Source organism: Argonema antarcticum A004/B2, from assembly GCF_023333585.1.
GTDB classification, from domain to species: Bacteria; Cyanobacteriota; Cyanobacteriia; order Cyanobacteriales; family Aerosakkonemataceae; genus Argonema; species Argonema antarcticum.
Window position 1 is genome coordinate 6,954 of record NZ_JAIQZN010000003.1, and the last position, 16,388, is coordinate 23,341.

Genomic DNA, 16,388 nt, shown 5'->3' on the forward strand with positions numbered 1-16,388 from the left:
TTGAGTTGATCCACCATTGTGTTGACGGTGTTTTTCAATTCCAGGATTTCGCCTTTAACATCTACTGTAATTTTTTTAGATAAATCGCCATTTGCTACTGCTGTGGTGACTTCGGCAATATTCCGCACTTGGGCTGTCAAGTTGCCTGCCATCATGTTGACGGAATCGGTGAGATCTTTCCAAGTGCCTGCTACGCCTTTCACTTCTGCTTGGACGCCCAATTTGCCTTCTGTTCCCACTTCTCTTGCCACCCGCGTTACTTCTGAGGCAAAGGAACTTAGCTGGGCGACCATTGTGTTGACAATTTGCGCGGTTTGAAGGAATTCTCCTTTTAAGGGTCTGCCTTCAATTTCTGTTGGGATGGTTTGGGATAAATCGCCATTGGCAACAGCTCGGATCACGCGAGCTGTTTCAGCTGTTGGCTGCACTAAATCTGTAATTAGTGTATTGACAGAATTAACGCTTTCTGCCCAGGAACCGCCAGCGGAACCCAAGGAGGCTCTTTGAGTAATTTTGCCGTCTTTACCAACAACGGTGCTAACCCGCTCTAGCTCTTTGCTCATCCTTTGATTGAGTTCGATGATGTCGTTGAGCGTATCGGCTATTTTCCCTGCTATGCCTGTCTTGTCGATCGGCATCCGCGCACTAAAGTTACCTTTCTTAACAGATACGAGTATTTTCAGTAGTTCTTTTGTATCCAAGTTATCGGAGTTATCTTTGGGTAATTGTTCGGTTTGCATAACTTTATCCTCTCTGCGGTTATTATTGTTTTTATGACTTACGCAACTGGCACATTTAGGGTGCGTCAAAAGCGGAAACCCTTATTCTATCAATCTATAACTTCGTCTGACGCACCCTAGAAGTTGATTTAAGTGTGTCACTTGCGTAAGTCATGTTTTATACAGCCCAGTCAGCAGAGCTTACGCTCGATCGCTCGTCGGTTCCAAAACTAAAGGGGGAAGTTACCTATTTGGCTAATGAAAGTTCAGATATTAGGGTTAACGATCGAATTTTGGCTCTATCTAGGGGTAGTTTAAAATCTTTCTCTGGATAGAAGTTACCTGGTGGAGTCTAAACAGTAAGAAGGGGCTAGGGACTAGGGGCTAGGGATAAGGGGGACAAGGGGGATACTGTCTGCCAACGAACTACATATCACCGCACCCGTCCCCACTCAGCACTAAAGCCGAAGCACTCAAGAAGGTTTTTGTTCAAAGCTGGGAGCATAAGCCTCCAGCAGAGAACTCACCTGTTTGAGTACATCTCTCCCTGTGCTTTTGCCTAGAGCTTGGCGGGTAGGGTCTAATTCCGGTTGCTCTAAGTTACGGGCTATAGCCTCGTTGACTTGTTGGGTAATTAAATCTTGAAGTGCTTCTTTAGCACGCTGGCGCTGATAATTGGCCCCTTCTTCGGTAGTGGCATACAACGGAGGCAGTCGGTTGAGGGCGTAAGCGGCAATGTCGCCGACATCAAGGACGCGATCGCTAGTGGCTTCTATTTGGGCTGCCCGTGAGATCGCTTCTGAGAGGACCAACTCTTCCATAACGTTAATGAACTGCTTGCGCGGTACTGCAACGACTTCTCCAGTTAAGAGCGATCCCATCAGCCGATCCAAGGCCATATATTCTTCTATAGAAAGCTCTGCGGCAGTGTCGCAGATACGTGCCACTTCCGCTTCCATAGCTGGCGTCAGATAACCATCATGTAGCGCCTGTTCAACGATTTTTTCGATACTCATAAGTTTATTTTTGGGAAATCCGTAAGCTCTATTCGATTCCTTGAATCCGCCAAGGCGTTGGGTCAACGCACTCTCCGTTAACATACAATCCCCAGTGTAAATGAGGCCCTGTGGACGCACCCGTAGAACCTATGGCACCGATGACTTGACCTGGCCCGACGATATCTCCTTCCTGTACGTTGATGCGGCTCAAGTGCAGAAAGATGCTGGTTACGCCTTGACCGTGGTCGATGCCGATCGTATTGCCATGCAGTCGGAAGCCTTCAGAAACTCTTCCTACCAAGGCTACTCGACCGGCTGCCGGAGCAACTACTGGTGAACCATATCCACCAGCGTAATCCACGCCGCGATGGTAGTAGTCTTTAGCAAAGACACCGTTGTAGTAGCGGCGCACTCCGTAGATGCTGCTGATTCTACCCCGATTTGGTGCCATCAAGGGGCCATTCCAGTATTTTTCTGGGGTGATCAGTTTTTTGAAGGCGCTTACCCGGTTAAGTTCATGCTGTGTCGGTTCGGTTCCCCCTCCAGATAGGCGGATGCGTTGGGTGGGAAATGCGCGTCCGGCTACCTGTACTGTAAGGTTTTGTACCTCATCCCCTGCCTTAACTTGGATTTGGCGAATTCCAGGTGTCTCTAGGGGTGTGGTGGGGATTAATGCGCGAAAGTTATTCGATCGAATTAAAAAAGTCTGGTAGATCTTATCGCCGACTTTCACGGTGGGAGTACTGCTAAGTGCCGGATTCTGCTGTATGACCACCGACAGGGTATCGCCTAGTTTGGGATTGGCTGGTGTCACCTGCACCTCTTGGGCGCGTACTGAGCTGACCAGGATAGCAAGACCGATCGCGAATGCTACGCTTATAATCTTTGCGTCCCAACCATTCCGGCGTCGTGGCGCTTTTAAAAGAGGTGAGGAGGGCTCTAGCGCCCCAGACCATAAACTTGCTAGCTTTTTCCACAAATATCTTGATTGACGCCAGGTACTCATAACAATTTTAGATTTTAGATTGGGGAATTGGGCATGGGGCATTGGGAAGAGGATTTCAAATTTTAGATTTCCGATCGCAAATTGAAATAAATCTCAAATCTCAAATCTCAAATTCCCCTCTTCTCTTCTATTTGGGCTTTACGTATGCGATCGCGTGTCGCCAGACGATGGACGATTCATTGTTTTCATCGACCACGCCAATGCAGAATTGATCTTGCCAGAGAATCTGTCCGTTTAGTGTTTCCCCACTGATGAGTTTTACTTCGGCTTGTTTTTGGTCTTTAATCATTGACTGAATTTGACGAGAGCTTGGTAGCCCAGTATCGAATCCGGTAGGCATAAGTCTGCTCCTTTTTACATAATTTCCAGTAGGGGCGGGTTTTACGAGGATGTTGCTGAGTATGCAAGATATGCTCGTATACAGTACCGACCGCTTTCATCACTTTTGAGGATAATTTAATGGCAATCGAGTTTACTAAGTATCACGGGCTGGGAAATGATTTCATTCTGATTGATAATCGCACTTTATCGCTTCCAGTGCTGACGCCGGAGGAGGCTATAAAGTTGTGCGATCGCCATTTTGGTATCGGTGCTGATGGTGTAATTTTTGCCCTAAAAGGACAAGATGGCACGGACTATACGATGAGAATTTTTAACTCGGATGGCTCTGAACCGGAAATGTGTGGCAACGGTATCCGCTGCTTAGCCCAGTTTATCGCTGAATTAGAGGGAATCTCAAGTCAGGATAGCGAATATCGCATTCACACTCTCGCTGGGGTAATTACACCGAAATTGCGTCGCGATGGTCAAGTTATTGTAGATATGGGACTACCTCGACTGCTAGCTGCTGAAATTCCGACTACGCTTTGTTCCGGCGACGAGAAAGTGGTTAACCAGCCTTTGGAAGTGGATGGAAAATCTTGGGATGTCACTTGCGTCAGTATGGGCAATCCTCACTGTATAACGTTTGTGGAGGATGTGGCAGCTATTCCTTTAGAAACTGTTGGGCCGAAGTTTGAGCATCACTCGGTTTTCCCTCAACGCACAAATACGGAATTTATTCAAGTGGTTGGACAAGATTATCTGAAGATGCGGGTGTGGGAACGCGGTGCTGGGGTAACTTTGGCTTGCGGGACGGGTGCTTGTGCTGCGTTGGTTGCTGGGGTGCTGACGGGAAGATGCGATCGCAAAGCGACTGTTGAATTACCTGGTGGCCCTCTGGAAATTGAATGGTCGGAGGTTGACGGGCGAGTTTACATGACTGGGCCAGCCGAGAAAGTTTTCACAGGAAAGATTTAGCATTAACGTACATTTTTCCCCATCAACCCGAAATAGCCTGTAGGGGCGGGTAACCCTCCTAATTCGATTTTAATATTGATATTTTAGTTAAACCCGCCCTTATACAGTTTTAAATTTAAGAAAGCTGCCAAATTGGGCTATAGCAATCCTATATTAACTCGAAAATGCGATCGCCATAAAAATATGACCCACTTTAGCCATTATTACCCCAGATGGTCAATGGCAGGAATTAGACAATCATGTAGCTATAGAAGCTACTGCGAAAATGCTGAGGGGAGATACAACAATAAGTGAAGAATAAGCAAAATGGGAGCGTCAAGTTCGGGGAATTTTAGCAAGTTACCCGGATTATCTTGCTGTCGCTTTAGACTGCCACATTTGAGCTTGTTAGTGCAAAGATTATTTTAGATATTATCAGCCAGATCGATCTATTGATTGGCCTCAATTGGCAATTAGTTTTAAGCTTACTCTGGCACCTGAAGATCATCAAGGAAACAACGAATAAACTTCCCATAAGCTTCTTTCATAGGCAATTCATCATCCACCTTAATTCGGCGTCTTTTCGCCACAACAGTTTTATTTTCAATGGGATTGTAACCTTCTTTCTCATATTCTTCCCAATATAAACCAACTCCTCGCCGTTGCCAAGTTGGTAAATCGTTAAAATTAATCCCATTTTGAAATAATAATTCGTTTTTGAACGCTACCGACTTATTTTCAAGCGCTGCTGTTGCTTCGGTAACACTTCGACCGGCTTTTCGTAATGTCCAATAACACCAACCATTCAAGGCGCAACGGGTAGCATCTGCTTGACGCCAGCGGAAATAATCAACTACTTGAGATTTATTTGCACCCAGCCAAACGCGGCTATCAAAATTTACTATAGTTTGTGCGGCGTGGGTAAATGTGGCGGTGGCGATGCTGGCAGAAATGGAAACAATCTTTTCGAGACTGCGATCGAAAAAATCCCAGTCTGGATTGAACAGCACCGAAATTTCATCGCTTTCCGTATAAGCATAAATGCCTTGGAGTTCTTCCAGCAACGCTTTGGCAGTTTGTACCATCAGTTCGTGGAATTTGGGGTCAAAAGGCTTCTGGTAGCGAGACTCGGTAAAACGCGAAAAACCTCGTCCATCTAGGCGAACTACTGTCCAAGCGCCTGGTAACAGGCGCAGGGAGTGGAAATATTCCAGCGATCGCATTTGCTTTTCAAAATTATCGTTATCCATGCTCTACCTCATTTTCCTTCCACTCCGCCACCTCAAAATTTGAGTCATCAGTCATCTGGACGTAGAAAAGCCGATCGAAACCTTCTGCATAAGAGGGGCGTATTAGCTTTTTAATTGTGACGTAAATCCCCACATCCGGCACCCGCGCCTTACCAGATCGTTGCTGGTTGCGATCGAGGCATTGCTTGATATCCGATTCACAGTAATAACCGATAATTTCAGCACCGTACATTTTGCCAAGCTGAATTAGCGATGCGCGATCTTCAAGGGTTGGGTTGGTATTATCTACAACTACCGATCGGCCCTTCTCAAGTGCAGCTTCAATCAACTGTGTCTGTCTTCTAGCGCGGTTCTTGTTATTACGAATCAAATCTTTGCTGACAATCTCGTGGGTTGTCGCGAAATGAGTGCGAAAAAATGTACTTTTTCCAGAAGCTTGCAAGCCGATAAAAATGACTAACTGCATAGCTTATCGGCTCCGAAAAGTGGTGAAATTTGATATCTTTTACCACAGATGAACGCAGATGTAGATCTAGATTGATGGTGGAATAGGTTTTCGGTATTGACGCTGCGTTAATGCACCCTAATCAAAACTCAAAACTGTAACTCTTCGATCGCGCCTGTTAAACCATTGCTGTTGATTTTTTGGAGCATTTCCTCAGCTTCTTGACGATCGCGATAAGCGCCCACCTGCATCATCACGCGACCGTTAGCACGAGTCTGAAAAGCGCCGGGAACGATCGATCGCACCAGTCTCTGCTGACGCGGACTCTCTACCTCCACGACTACGCGGTAACGCAAACCAAGCGCTACAGCACGATTGGGCACCGAACGCGGGGTAGGAGGGGCAGAGTAATTGCGTTGTTGCTGGCGGGGATTATCTTGAGATATGGCTACCATCGGCAGGTTATTATCGGTGTTTGCCATCGGAATTTCAGAACCGGGAACAGGGAGTAGACCCGCTTCCACCCCTGGGTTGGGCAGCGTACCTCTGCCTTGCCTTACAGGTTGTACCGAACCAAAATTCCCTCGTGTGCCTTCTTCTCTTGTAGAGGGAAAAGAGGGGAGTGGTTGGGATGCCCTCTGGGATTCAGGGGTAGGGATAGAGGAGGTAATTTCTAATGCGCCTGTTTGACTGGTAGAGGGCAATACCGGAAGTGTCCTAGAGTCGCGACGCTGCACTCTTGGTTGAGTTTGATTCACCTGCACAGGCTGTATTTGAGATGTTGCTGGCGGGGGGACTGGAATTTCTACAGCGGTATTTGATGGGAAGCTATTTGTCGATCGCGTTCCCCTAGAACTTAGAATCGGCGAGACAACTGTCGGCGGTGACTGTGAAGCCGTGACTTCGACAGGAGTTGGGGGGGCTGTTCCCGCCAGATCCAGGCGTCCGGTAGTACGATTCCTAGCTAGTTGATTGCCAAAAGCTGGGATGGTTTGGCTGGAAGTTTTGCCATTGATATCAAGGCGGCGATTGTTGCGAAAAATATTGGCTCCCGGTTGCTGGGCCGTTCCCAGATCGGGCCGTGCTTCGCCGATCGCAACTATTCCATCTCGGCTGTTTCCCTCAATTGTATTACCGCGCAAAACAGGTTGCGCTTTGTTTTGAACTACTATGCCATCTAGGTTTTGGGTGATGCGATTGCCCACTAGCAACGGTGCCGCATTTTGACCGATGTTAATCCCAAATCCAGTTTTCTCAAATACATTTTCCCGCACTTCTGGCCGCGAGGTATTGTAAATAGTAATTCCATTCGCCCCATTCTCAGAAAAATAATTGTTGCGAATCAGAGTCGCACTGTTGCCAGTAACTGAGATGCCGTCGTGGCTGTTACCGATAAAAGTATTGTCGGCTACCACCGGACTACTGGATTCTATCCACAAACCATAGCCTCTTCGGTTGGTATTGGTTACTGTCACTCCGGTAATTCCGGCTTTGTCTGCCCCCAGAATGGCGATGTTTTGGCGGGCGAAGGTGGGGCTGATAAAAAGACCGCCGCCTTTGATGATGATATTTCTGCCTTTGCTAGCGGGGTCGCCCTGAATTGTCACACCGGGTTTTAGCGTAATTGGAAAGGTTTCGCCAGTTTCTTCGCTATAGGTGCCCGGTGCAAGCACGATCGCAGTATTTGGCCCTGCTACCCGCAGTGCTTGGGTAATGGTTTTGAAGGGAGTGCGATCGCTGCCGTTGCCAGTAGTATCGTTACCAGTAGTGGGATTAACCAATAACTGGGTTGTTTCTGATTTTGCTGGCGTTTCATCTCTACTCTGGGCTAGTTGCTGGGATACAGTTTCCGCCTGCGCCGGGGTTTTACCCAAGGCTAGGGTGACTGCGGTTGCTAGTATTGTAGCGATCGCAACTGCATCTCTGGCTAATGCTAGAGTCCAAAATTGTCTCTGCTGGCCTTGGTTTGCCAATTTTGCCCTCATTTTAGGCGGGATGCTGATATCCAACTGGATTGCGGATAAAATTTGGCGATGGAAGCAAGGATGTCTTAAATTCACAGTTAGCCTCTCTTTGTCTTTATAGGTTAAAGGTTGCTTGTATGGGAAAATGTCAGGTGTGTTAATTTCTTTCTTTACACCCTACACCCTTTTTCAGATGCTGATTGTGGGAGTTAACGGGAAAAGTCAGAAGGTTGATGTGACTGTCAACAGGGGAAGCAGATTCTTTGAGAAGAATCTGAATAATATTCAGATTTTCCGGTAAAATCGTTGCACCAGCAGCAGTGGCTTTCAAATCCAGACCTAAGAATCCAACTTAGTAACTGTGGGATTCTCAAAACGATCTTAGTTTGGAAGGTGGGTTTTCCCCACCAATACAAAGCCCGTGCTAGTGACGCGCAAATAAGATTGGAGTTGTTTCGATGGGCGATCGACATGAGCCATATAGGCCATTCCCAAACTTGCCCGCACAAGCACAGCCTGCTGTTTGCCGGATCTTAGATGCCAACTTGGACCGATCGCGCGAAGGTTTGCGGATCGTGGAAGAGTGGTGTCGTTTTGGTCTGGATAGCACTGAGTTGGCTGGGGAATGCAAGCAATTACGGCAGGAAATAGCTGGATGGCATACTCTCGAACTACGGGCTTTTCGAGATACCACCGGCGATGTCGGCACAGAGTTAACTCATCCCCAAGAAGAACAACGTGCTGGTATTGAGCAGTTGTTACAGGCTAACCTCTGCCGAGTTGAAGAAGCACTGCGGGTTTTGGAAGAGTATGGCAAGCTTTACTCGCCAGATATGGGTGTGGCGTTTAAACAAATGCGCTATCGGGTCTATACTCTGGAAAGCAATTTGCTGGGCTACCAGCGTCACCAGAAGCTGATCCGCAGTTACCTGTATCTCGTCACTTCGGCTTCAGAAAATCTGTTTGCTATTGTGGATGCAGCCCTGCAAGGGGGGTTAACTTTAGTGCAGTACAGGGATAAAACGGCAGATGACGATCTCCGTTTAGAAGCAGCGCAGAAACTGTGTCAGCTTTGCCACCGCTACAACGCGCTATTTATTGTGAACGATCGCGTAGATTTGGCTTTGGCGGTGGATGCGGATGGGGTACATCTGGGACAGCAGGATATGCCTATAGCCCTAGCCAGACAGTTACTTGGCCCCCATCGCTTGATCGGTCGTTCTACCACCAATCCCGATGAAATGCAGCGTGCTCTAGCAGAAGGTGCCGACTATATCGGCGTCGGGCCAGTATACGAAACCCCCACAAAAGTGGGCAAAGCTGCCGCCGGATTAGAATACGTCCGCTACGCCGCTCAGAATGCCTCTATACCCTGGTTTGCCATTGGCGGCATCGAACCGAGCAATTTAAACGATGTGCTATCAGCAGGCGCAGAGCGGATCGCCGTGGTTAGATCCATCATGGAGGCAGAACAGCCAACTTTAGTCACTCAGTATTTCCTCTCTCAGTTAACTCGCCTGCAAACCCTGCGAGCTTTTAAAGCACAGCTGCCTCAGTCTCATGTCTAGTCAAATAACTCTGCAAGTAAATGGGGAATCCCGTACCTGCGCCGACCAAACAAAGCTACCCCATTTGCTAGAACATCTCGGTTACAATCCCCGCCTAATTGCCGTAGAGTACAACGGCGAAATCCTACACCGACAGTTTTGGAATGAAACTCAGGTGCAGGAAGGCGACAATATTGAAGTTGTCACCATTGTCGGCGGCGGCTAGTTAGATTTTAGATTTTGGATTTTGGATTTTCGATTTGTGTTTACAGCCCTTTTCACGTGAGTGAGGGACAAAGAAACCCGGTTTCTTGAAGAAACCGGGTTTCTGGTTGGTACTTTTGCCCAAAAAACCGGTTTTCCAGCACAAACAGAGGGATAACCTTTCTCTCTTTTGACTTTTGACTTTTGACTTTTGACTTAAAGTACGGATATCTACCCAGCTATCCGCCCTGAGATAGCTACCCAGCGAAGATGCTAGGCGCTAAATTAGAAATGTGTAAAGATACGTTAACAAAAATTTGCACAACACCCAGAAACTACAGTATTTCTTTGAGATGAGTTGGAATAAGCTTCGTTATATGTACAAGAAACTACTCTCAACTATTAAACCGCTTCTCAAACCCATGCTAGTTGCTGGCCTCATGCTAACCTTGGCACTTGGTCACGCTGATGGAGCTTTGGCCGCTCGCACTGGAGGCCGGATTGGCGGCGGTTCTTTTAGTGTACCCAGTCGCGGTTACTCGTCTCCCCGTACCTACGCACCACCATCTGGAGGATATTATCCCTATGGCGGTGGTGGATTTGGGTTCCCCTTTCTGATTCCATTTTTTGGGATTGGGGGCGGGTTTGGCGGTCTATTCAGTATCCTGATTTTTATTGGGATTGCCAACTTCCTGGTGCAAAGCTTCCGTCGCATCGGTAGCAGTGAAAATACCGAACTCGGAAACAGCAGCAATCCTGCCGTTTCCGTAGCGCGTTTGCAAGTGGGTCTGCTGGCTAATGCTCGCAACTTGCAAAAGGAACTCAATCAAATTGCTGAAGCTGCCGATACGGGTTCTCCCCAAGGTCGCGCCGAAGTTTTGCAGGAAACAACTCTCGCTTTGTTGCGCCACCCCGAATTCTGGGTTTATGCTGGTAGCGAAACTCAGCAGGCTCGGTTAGAATCGGCTGAAGCTCAGTTTAACCGCTTGTCCCTGGGAGAACGCAGCAAATTTACATCAGAAACTCTGTCAAATGTCAATAATGTTTTGAGGGAAGCTGAACCTCAGAAAGCTTTGCCGGGTGGAGAAACTGAAGAACCGAGTCAATACATTGTCGTTACTCTTCTGGCGGCAAGTCTGAACAAGTTGCAATTGCCAACAATTAATAATTCTGACGAACTGCGTCAAGCGCTGCGCCAGTTTGGTGCTATTCCTAGCGAGCAATTGCTGGCGATCGAAGTTCTCTGGACGCCCCAAGCAGAAGGTGATACTCTCACCTCGTCAGACATGATTGTCGAATATCCAAACTTGAAACTCGTTTAGCCACAATTGAAGTTTAATGAGCCAGACAGGGGTTGGAGTTCAGCCCCTGTTTTGTAGATTTTTCCTAAAAAGCAAACTATAGATCCGTAATTTTGCTAATTTCGGCTTTGCTATCCTGTACTTTAACTTCCCTAACCATCCAAATAGGCCACAACAAAGCCATCCAAAGCTTAGTTAACTTACTTGCATTGCGTTTTAATGCCGAAGGCTCAGAATATTGATTTAAATCGTTCCTAAAAGCTACATAACACACAGAACCTGAAAAAAAGTAAGCTGTTGCAGAATAGGCTAAGAGTATTGCAGTCATCGTCAGTACCTTGTAAGCTATGAGTGTTTTTGTCGCGAGATAGACCGTCCAGCCTCAAAAAAATCGCCTCTTCCGTGCTTACTATGCTATTTGGGCAGAGGGGTAGGGGAGAAGAGAAATAAAAATGTTCTTAATTGAACAAAAGCATAGCAACTCCGAAAGAACCAGTATTAAGTGTAATTCCTGAATCTTTGGATTCCTCTGTTCCAGATTCTAGTAAATATACGGATTAGTTTATCCATAATTTTTCATTTGATTCTAGTTTTTACAATATCTTTGTCTAATCTTTATATAAACTTCATAAAACCAATGTTCAGGAATTCAGAATGCCTTAAGCGCCTTGGCGGTTGCTATATTTTTGATTTGTAGGGGCGAAGCATTCCGGTAAATATAGCAACCGCTCTCGTCGGTTAGGGCAACTCCAACTCTTACTTCTGGTTCATAATCCCTTACTCGGAGTTGTTATGCTTTTGTTCAAAAAAATCACATTTTTATTCCTCTGCCCCTCTTACCCCCGCCCCTCTGCCCTTCTGCGGCCTCTAAATCACTTCAGGCGTTTTTCTGTGCTTTGGTAACGGATGGATTCGGCTATCAAGAAAACTAATCCTGACACGAGCATAAGTACGACACTGAGGGCGTTGATGTCGGGTTTTACGCCGGTACGGATGCGGCTGTAAATTTCTAGGGGCAATGTAGTGGCGTCGCTACCGGCGGTGAAACTGGCAATCAGAAAGTCGTCTAAGCTGAGGACAAAAGCGAGGAGACAACCGGAGATAATACCGGGCATGAGTTGGGGTAGCAGCACTTTGATGAATGCTTGAAAGGGTGTGGCACCTAAATCGAGGGCGGCTTCTTCTAGGTGGGGGTTTAAGTCTGCGAGTCGTGTGGAAACAATCAGTCCGACGTAGGCGAGGCAGAAGACGACATGAGATGCCACAATTGTCCAGAGGCTAAGGCGAATTTGAACTACTGCCAAAAATATGAGGGTGGCAACAGCGATCGCAATATCTGGAATAATCAGCGGCAGGTAGGAAATACCGCGATATAAGGATCTGCCGGGAAATCGGTAACGCGCTAAACCCACTGCCATCAGCGTGCCCACTACAGCTGAAACGCCCACGGCACAAAAAGCCACCGTCAAACTATTTTGCAAGGCAAAGAGAATGCGGGCATCGCTAAATAGCTTTTGATACCAGGCGAGGGTGAATCCCTCCCAACTAGCGCTATAGCGGGATTGATTGAAGCTGTACAAAGCGAGTACCAGGATGGGCAGGTACATGAAAAAGAACATTAGCAGGGTGAAAAGCCCCTGCCAAAGGAAACCGCGTTGAACTCGCAATTGAGATTTGGCCATGAGCCTGTTATAAGTTCTCTATAGTTGGTGATGTGGAATGGGAGTAATGTTTAACCGGCGGCGTTGCGATCGCCAAATTTGAGCAGAAGCGCGATCGCAATACTTACAAGCATGATTAACACCATACTCAAAGCCGAACCAAAACCCCACTGATTAGTTTTGAGAAACTGGTTATAAATCAAACGAGAAATAGTCATAGTCGAATCGCCTCCCAGCAATTCTGGATCGACGAAATCGCCTAAACCAGTAATAAATACTAGCAAAGAAGCGGCAGCAATACCGGGCATTGTTTGTGGAACCGTTACCTGAAAAAAAGTTTGAATTGGATTAGCCCCCAAATCGGATGCCGCTTCCAACAACCGTCGGTCTAACTTTTCCAAAGAAGCATAAAGAATTAATACCATATAAGGTAGATAGCCGTAGCTCATCCCAATCAAAACTGCGGGCCAATCGTTGAGCAATTCCAAACGCGGTATCGTCGGCAGTCCCAGATTGCTCAACCACGGGTTGGGGCTAGTCAGTAACGTATTCAGGACGCCGCTGTAGCGCAGAATTGTAATCCAAGCATAAGTACGCAGCAGCGATGATGTCCACAAAGGCAAGACAAAGCCAACCACGAGCAAATTGCGCCACTTTTTGGGCGCTAACAGGGCAATCCAGTAGGCAACGGGGAATCCCAGCAGCAAACAGATTACAGTAGTCCCACCGGCAAAAAATAGCGATCGCTTCATCACCGACAAATTAACCGGCTCAAATACCCGTAAATAATTTTCCAATCCAGAGGGATTAACCAGACCCCCCGGTTCTAGTCCCGGCACCAAACTCAGCTCAAACAGCACCAAAGTCGGCAATACCAGCAATAGCCCCAACCAAATACCGGCGGGGCCAAGCAATCCTAGATAGCCCAACCAAATACCGGCGGGAGGGCTAGCTTGCGGCCCAGATTTAGGGGTGGGGGGAGTAGGGGGAGAGGAAATTTGGGTAGACATATAGCTAGTGCAAGTGGTCAGTTGTCAGTTGTCAGTTGTCAGTTGTCAGTGGTAAAAATCAAGATTTCCAGAGCAAGTAGGGCAATCATCTAAACTGGCAAATCCAAAATCCCAAATTGATTAACTGCTAGTCAACTGAGTCCAGTAGCGATCGTAAACTTGATTAAATTTCCCTAATGGTATAATTCTTTCGCACTTTTCCAGTACAGACTCTTTAGGAAATAAGCTAGGATTTTCGCTCACTTTTGGAGGCAACTGCTTGATGGCGACTTGATTTGGGGTGGCAAAATTAAGTCGTTCGCATACTTGAGCTGCCACAGCCGGTTGCAACATAAAGTTTATCCAATTATAAGCAGCATCGCGATTGGGAGCAGATGCGGGAATTATCATCGTGTCCGTCCACAAAGAAGTACCGCTGCGAGGAATCGCGTATTGCAAGCTGGGGTTTTCTTTGGCCACTTCCACGGCGTCTGCTGAGTAACCCATAGACACCAACAAGTCTCCGGCCAAAATTTGCTCTTTCCAGGTGTCAGTTGAAAAAGAAGCGATCGTAGATTTTAGCGACGCCAACTTTTGATAGGCTTGTTCAAGTTGAGCAGAATCTTGAGAGTTGTAGGAATAGCCCAGCATCCGCAAGGTCGCACCCATCACTTCCCGAACATCATCTAGCATCGTTATCCGCCTGGACAATACTTGCTGTTGTTCCCAGAGATAGTCCCAATCTTCTGGAGCTTGTTTGAGGGTTTCAGAATTATAAATTAAGCCCGTTGTTCCCCAGCTCAGGGGCACACTGTAGCTGTTATCGAGATCGTAAACGGGATTTTGGAATTGTGGCAAGAGATTATCCAAACCAATTAGACGGTCTCGATCCAGTTCTAGCAGCAAATTCTTATCCCGCATTTGCCGAACCATGTAGTCAGAGGGGTAGATAATGCTGTAGTCAGCCCCCCCGCCTATTTGGATCTTGGCCAGCATCGTCTCGTTAGAATCATAAACGGCTACTATCACCTCGATTCCAGTTTCTTTAGTAAAGCTTTTGAGCAAATCTTCATCTGTATAGCTAGACCAGGTATAGATGTATAGCTTCTTGTTGGCACCGTTTTTTCTATTTGATGGTGGTTTCGGTCGTACCTGTGCCAGTGTCCAACCGCAACCCGAAAGCGCCAATCCTGAAACTGCCGCCGCTGCTGTTTTTAAGAACTGACGCCGGTTCGGATCAAACTGAGATAGCCGCAAATCGTTCGTCATATCAGTTGCCAGTTGTCAATTTAAAAATTTCAGATTTCCGATTTAAAATCGTCAATTTCAAAGTTAAGTTTTGAAATCTAAAATCTAAAATCTGAAATTAGCCGATGACCATTTAACAGTATCGTACTGATTGTTCTAAAGAGAGCGGTTCACCTGTTTTGGCGTCCGTGTTTTGATAGGCAAACATCAGTTCGGGGGATATTTTTTCAAATTCCAGGTTATTGCCGTCGCGTCTAAGGAGGTAGCCGCGCAGTTCTTTATACGGTAACTTGGTGAATTCATCGATTTCTGAGGTAAAAGAGCGGAGGATCAGAGAAGCAGATGGATTGCAGTCGTCCATCAGTTTCCCCATAAATATTTTTTTGATCGTTTTGTGGTAGCCATAAGTGACGCGACCTGCTTCTCGGTTCATGTCAACCACAAAAGGTTGTCCGTCGCTGCCCAAAAAGGTAGCGATCGCAGTTGAAGAGCAATGGGACTCCAACTCTTGTAAAAACAGATCTAATGTCATTTGTCAACAGTCATTTGTCATTTGTCAATGGGCTAGATGAATAAAGTTAATCATGCCGTATCCCTAGAAGCCAGAACCAGACAATCTTTTGGTGTCCAGTAGGCATAGATAGGAGTTTGGGGGTCAGGTAAGCTGGCAAAGGTGTTAGGCTGCTTGACAGTAATGCGATCGCCCGAATTTAATTCCACCACGCAGTGAACGTGGGTTCCCAAATACATCACGTGCTTCAGGCGTCCTTCAAAACAGTTCCCCTGAACGCAGGACGGCTCCAGATTCAGTTGAATCTTCTCAGGTCGCACGCTAACCACCACAGCTTCTTGGGAATTCCAAGACATTGAGGAGGACTGTTTTTGGACTGCAATCTTCATTTTAGTTTCTGTCACCACCTGTATTTCTGAGGCATCCAAGGCATAAACTCGGCCTCTAAACAGATTCGTATCCCCAATAAAGTCAGCTACAAAAGCAGATTGGGGGCACTCGTAGATTTCGCTGGGCGTACCTATTTGTTCAATTTGGCCCTCGTGCATTACCGAAATCCGATCTGAAAGACTCAGCGCCTCCTCTTGGTCATGAGTAACCATCACAAAAGTCAGCCCCAAGTCTTGGTGTAAATTAGATAACTCCACCTGCATTTCTTTACGCAGCTTTAAATCCAACGCTCCCAAGGGTTCATCCAGCAAAAGTACCGCAGGCCGGTTCACCAGGGCCCGTGCTAGTGCCACTCGTTGTTGCTGCCCTCCAGACAGCTGAGTGGGAAATCGGTTGGTGAAAGCTTCCATTTTAACCAGCTTGAGGGTTTCTTTAACCCGTTCTGCGATCGCAGCTTTCGGTAATCCTTTAATCCGCAATCCAAAAGCGATATTTTCCCAAACAGTCAGGTGGTTAAACAGAGCATAACTCTGAAACACAGTATTTACAGGGCGGCGATAGGGTGGCACATAAGTCATCGACTTGCCTTGAATTACCACCTCACCAGCTGAAGGCATCTCAAACCCAGCAATTAAGCGCAGCGTAGTCGTTTTACCACACCCAGATGGACCGAGAATACTAAAAAATTCGCCCTGGTGAATCTCAAGGTCAACCCCCCGTACAGCAGTCTCTCCATTGAACACCTTGAAAACTTTACGGAGTTCAACATCCAGTCCTGTGTCTGTGCTATTAGCGTCTGGATTCTGAACAGCAGTCTGAGACATAATGGCGAAATCCTTGTGGCGATGACCCGGTTGCCAGCACAATCAGCATAGTT

At 47.0% G+C, this 16,388-nt stretch carries 17 protein-coding genes; 4 read left to right on the plus strand and 13 right to left on the minus strand.

Annotated features, from left to right (window positions below; all coding sequences use genetic code 11):
* The 4 genes from LAY57_RS01865 to LAY57_RS01880 all read right to left on the minus strand — a co-directional run.
* Positions 1-740, minus strand: a 740-nt coding sequence (locus LAY57_RS01865) for a HAMP domain-containing protein (RefSeq protein WP_249064592.1), incomplete at its 3' end; no start/stop codon positions are given.
* 452 nt (positions 741-1,192) lie between these two features.
* The gene (locus LAY57_RS01870) at positions 1,193-1,735 is read right to left on the minus strand and encodes a late competence development ComFB family protein (RefSeq protein ID WP_249064593.1); all 543 of its coding nucleotides are present in this window, start codon (positions 1,733-1,735) and stop codon (positions 1,193-1,195) included.
* A 28-nt stretch (positions 1,736-1,763) separates the two neighbouring features.
* Complete coding sequence (locus LAY57_RS01875; protein ID WP_249064594.1) at positions 1,764-2,723, minus strand: M23 family metallopeptidase; 960 nt, start codon at positions 2,721-2,723, stop codon at positions 1,764-1,766.
* 127 nt (positions 2,724-2,850) lie between these two features.
* Entirely contained in the window at positions 2,851-3,063 is a 213-nt protein-coding gene (locus LAY57_RS01880; protein ID WP_249064595.1) for an Hfq-related RNA-binding protein, read from the minus strand.
* Between the two features lie 119 nt (positions 3,064-3,182).
* On the opposite strand from LAY57_RS01880, the gene dapF reads away from it, so the two are divergent.
* Complete coding sequence (gene dapF / locus LAY57_RS01885) at positions 3,183-4,022, plus strand: diaminopimelate epimerase (protein WP_249064596.1); 840 nt, start codon at positions 3,183-3,185, stop codon at positions 4,020-4,022.
* Positions 4,023-4,486: 464 nt separating this feature from the next.
* Here dapF and LAY57_RS01890 read toward each other — a convergent pair whose 3' ends face one another.
* The 3 genes from LAY57_RS01890 to LAY57_RS01900 all read right to left on the minus strand — a co-directional run bounded on the left by LAY57_RS01890 (position 4,487) and on the right by LAY57_RS01900 (position 7,756).
* On the minus strand, positions 4,487-5,251 hold the full coding sequence (locus LAY57_RS01890) for a tRNA(His) guanylyltransferase Thg1 family protein (RefSeq protein WP_249064597.1): 765 nt from the start codon (positions 5,249-5,251) through the stop codon (positions 4,487-4,489).
* On the minus strand, positions 5,244-5,717 hold the full coding sequence (locus tag LAY57_RS01895) for an ATP-binding protein (RefSeq protein ID WP_249064598.1): 474 nt from the start codon (positions 5,715-5,717) through the stop codon (positions 5,244-5,246). The genes LAY57_RS01890 and LAY57_RS01895 overlap by 8 nt, the downstream gene beginning before the upstream one ends.
* Before the next feature lie 128 nt (positions 5,718-5,845).
* On the minus strand, positions 5,846-7,756 hold the full coding sequence (locus tag LAY57_RS01900; RefSeq protein WP_249064599.1) for a DUF1565 domain-containing protein: 1,911 nt from the start codon (positions 7,754-7,756) through the stop codon (positions 5,846-5,848).
* A gap of 362 nt (positions 7,757-8,118) precedes the next feature.
* On the opposite strand from LAY57_RS01900, the gene LAY57_RS01905 reads away from it, so the two are divergent.
* The 3 genes from LAY57_RS01905 (at position 8,119) to LAY57_RS01915 (ending at position 10,733) form a co-directional block, all read left to right on the plus strand.
* Positions 8,119-9,228 carry a thiamine phosphate synthase gene (locus tag LAY57_RS01905; protein ID WP_249064600.1) on the plus strand — a complete coding sequence of 370 codons (1,110 nt, stop codon included), beginning with the start codon at positions 8,119-8,121 and terminating at the stop codon, positions 9,226-9,228.
* The gene (thiS, locus tag LAY57_RS01910) at positions 9,221-9,433 is read left to right on the plus strand and encodes a sulfur carrier protein ThiS (RefSeq protein WP_249064601.1); all 213 of its coding nucleotides are present in this window, start codon (positions 9,221-9,223) and stop codon (positions 9,431-9,433) included. Before LAY57_RS01905 ends, thiS begins: the two co-directional genes overlap by 8 nt.
* A 355-nt stretch (positions 9,434-9,788) precedes the next feature.
* On the plus strand, positions 9,789-10,733 hold the full coding sequence (locus LAY57_RS01915; RefSeq protein ID WP_249064602.1) for a DUF1517 domain-containing protein: 945 nt from the start codon (positions 9,789-9,791) through the stop codon (positions 10,731-10,733).
* Between the two features lie 76 nt (positions 10,734-10,809).
* Here LAY57_RS01915 and LAY57_RS01920 read toward each other — a convergent pair whose 3' ends face one another.
* From LAY57_RS01920 to LAY57_RS01945, 6 genes are all read right to left on the minus strand, one after another.
* Positions 10,810-11,040 carry a hypothetical protein gene (locus tag LAY57_RS01920; protein ID WP_249064603.1) on the minus strand — a complete coding sequence of 77 codons (231 nt, stop codon included), beginning with the start codon at positions 11,038-11,040 and terminating at the stop codon, positions 10,810-10,812.
* A 544-nt stretch (positions 11,041-11,584) separates the two neighbouring features.
* A complete protein-coding gene (locus LAY57_RS01925) occupies positions 11,585-12,394 on the minus strand; it encodes an ABC transporter permease (RefSeq protein WP_249064604.1) in 810 nt (269 codons plus the stop codon).
* A gap of 50 nt (positions 12,395-12,444) precedes the next feature.
* On the minus strand, positions 12,445-13,383 hold the full coding sequence (locus tag LAY57_RS01930; RefSeq protein WP_249064605.1) for an ABC transporter permease: 939 nt from the start codon (positions 13,381-13,383) through the stop codon (positions 12,445-12,447).
* Positions 13,384-13,503: 120 nt separating this feature from the next.
* On the minus strand, positions 13,504-14,631 hold the full coding sequence (locus LAY57_RS01935) for an ABC transporter substrate-binding protein (protein WP_249064606.1): 1,128 nt from the start codon (positions 14,629-14,631) through the stop codon (positions 13,504-13,506).
* Positions 14,632-14,743: 112 nt separating this feature from the next.
* Positions 14,744-15,142: a hypothetical protein gene (locus LAY57_RS01940; RefSeq protein WP_249064607.1), complete on the minus strand. Its 399-nt coding sequence runs from the start codon at positions 15,140-15,142 to the stop codon at positions 14,744-14,746.
* A 50-nt stretch (positions 15,143-15,192) separates the two neighbouring features.
* Positions 15,193-16,335 carry an ABC transporter ATP-binding protein gene (locus LAY57_RS01945; protein WP_249064608.1) on the minus strand — a complete coding sequence of 381 codons (1,143 nt, stop codon included), beginning with the start codon at positions 16,333-16,335 and terminating at the stop codon, positions 15,193-15,195.
* Between the last annotated feature and the right edge of the window lie 53 nt (positions 16,336-16,388).